A 1,899-nucleotide genomic window follows, 5' to 3' on the forward strand; every position below is an offset into this window, starting at 1 on the left:
CGCCACGGGAGCGGCGCGGGTGACCGTCTCGGGCACGGTCGGCGCCCGGACCGACGACCTGCTCGCGCTGGCGCTCGTGGTCACCTCCGACGGGACCAAGGTGCTCGGCGCACCCAAGGCGACCATTCGTGGCTGACCCGGTCGTCGCCGACCCCGCCCTCGCGGACCTCACGACGCTGCGCCTGGGCGGCCCGGCCACCCGCTACGTCGCGGTCGACGACGCCGACGAGCTGGTCGCCGCCGTGTCGGCCGCCGACGCGGCCGGCGAGCAGGTGCTCCTGGTGGGCGGCGGCAGCAACCTGGTGGTCGCCGATGAGGGCTTCGCCGGGACGGTCGTGCACCTGACCGGTGGCGGCGTCCATGTCGACGGCGACGCGTGCGGGATCGCGTCGGTGACGGTCGCGGCCGGCGAACCCTGGGACGCCTTCGTGGCCCGGGCTGTCAGCGAGGGCTGGACCGGCGTCGAGGCCCTCTCCGGGATCCCCGGGACCGTCGGGGCCACCCCGATCCAGAACGTCGGCGCCTACGGCCAGGAGGTCGCCCAGACCATCGCCCGGGTCCGGGTCTGGGACCGGGTGCTGCGCGGACAGCGCAGCTTCGCTGCGGCCGACTGCCAGTTCGGCTACCGCCACTCGCGCTTCAAGGCCGATCCCGGCCGCCACGTCGTCCTCGACGTCACGTTCGAGTTCCACCCCGGCGAGCAGTCGGCACCGGTCGGCTACGCCGAGCTGGCCCGCACCCTGGGCGTCCAGGTCGGTGACCGGGCCCCGCTGGCGGAGGTCCGGGAAGCCGTCCTCGGCCTGCGGCGCGGCAAGGGCATGGTGCTCGACGCTGCGGACCACGACACGTGGAGTGCCGGGTCGTTCTTCACCAACCCGTTCGTCGAGCCCGACCGGGTTCCGGAGGGAGCGCCGTCGTACCCCCAGGACGACGGGCGGGTGAAGACCAGCGCGGCCTGGCTGATCGAGCGGGCCGGCTTCGGCAAGGGCTTCGGGCTCGACCGGCCGGACGCCCGCGTCTCCTTGTCGACCAAGCACACCCTCGCGCTCACGAACCGTGGTGGCGCGTCGACGGTGGAGCTGCTCGACCTCGCCCGTGAGGTCCGCGACGGCGTCGAGGCGCGCTTCGGCGTCGCGCTGGTCAACGAGCCCGTGCTCGTCGGCTGCGTGCTCTGAGACAGCCCGGGAGCAAGGTCGGGCGGAAGGCGGGGCGGAAGGCGGGGCGGAAGGTCAGCCGTTCGCGGAGCTCAGCGCCGCGATGAACAGGCCCGCGATGGCCAGGATGGCCAGCAACCCGAGCACCGCGAGGACCAGGCCGATGATCCCGGTGACGAAGCCGCCCGTGGCGAGCCCCTCGCCGGTGAAGGCCTGGGGGTTGGCCCGGATCTCGCGGCGCGCCCGAAGGCCGGTCCAGATGGCGAAGGGCGAGCACAGCACGGCCAGGAAGGTCACGAAGAAGACCGGCGTGAGCAGCAGCCCGACCAGGCCGCTGATGCCGAGCACCAGCGACGTGGTCGCCATCGGGTGCGTCGGCGCGACGTGCCGGATGTACTGCGGCGCGACCTGGTACGGCGACGGCGAGCCCGGGTACGGCGCCGCCGCGTGCGGCGCAGGCGTGACGGGGTACGGCCCCGGGGCGACCGGGTACGGCGGCGCGGGCGGGACCGGGGCGGAACCCGCGGGTGCCTGCTGGGTGGGCGCATCGGGAGCGACGTCGCCGTACGCCGGAGCCTGGTAGGGCTCGAATCCCGGCGACGGCTGCGACGGGGGAGTCAGGGGCGGCTGGTCGCTCATGGCGTCATTGTCCCAGTCCCGGGCACGCTCCAAACCGTCCGGGCGCCGTGGGTGTTCAGGCGTCCTGTTCGGGGGCGGCCAGCCACGCGTCGATGTCCGCCAGCGC

The 1,899-nt window shown here is 74.5% G+C and carries 2 protein-coding genes; one reads left to right on the forward strand and one right to left on the reverse strand.

What is annotated here, in order from left to right; genetic code table 11:
- Positions 1–128 precede the first annotated feature (128 nt).
- Complete coding sequence (locus ACOADB_RS21820; RefSeq protein ID WP_378603510.1) at positions 129–1,175, forward strand: UDP-N-acetylmuramate dehydrogenase; 1,047 nt, start codon at positions 129–131, stop codon at positions 1,173–1,175.
- Positions 1,176–1,229: 54 nt separating this feature from the next.
- Here the strand turns inward: ACOADB_RS21820 and ACOADB_RS21825 are convergent, their stop codons facing one another.
- Entirely contained in the window at positions 1,230–1,793 is a 564-nt protein-coding gene (locus ACOADB_RS21825) for a DUF4190 domain-containing protein (RefSeq protein WP_378603512.1), read from the reverse strand.
- Between the last annotated feature and the right edge of the window lie 106 nt (positions 1,794–1,899).

The organism is Nocardioides sp. CPCC 206348 (assembly GCF_048654705.1).
Taxonomy (GTDB): Bacteria; Actinomycetota; Actinomycetes; order Propionibacteriales; family Nocardioidaceae; genus Nocardioides.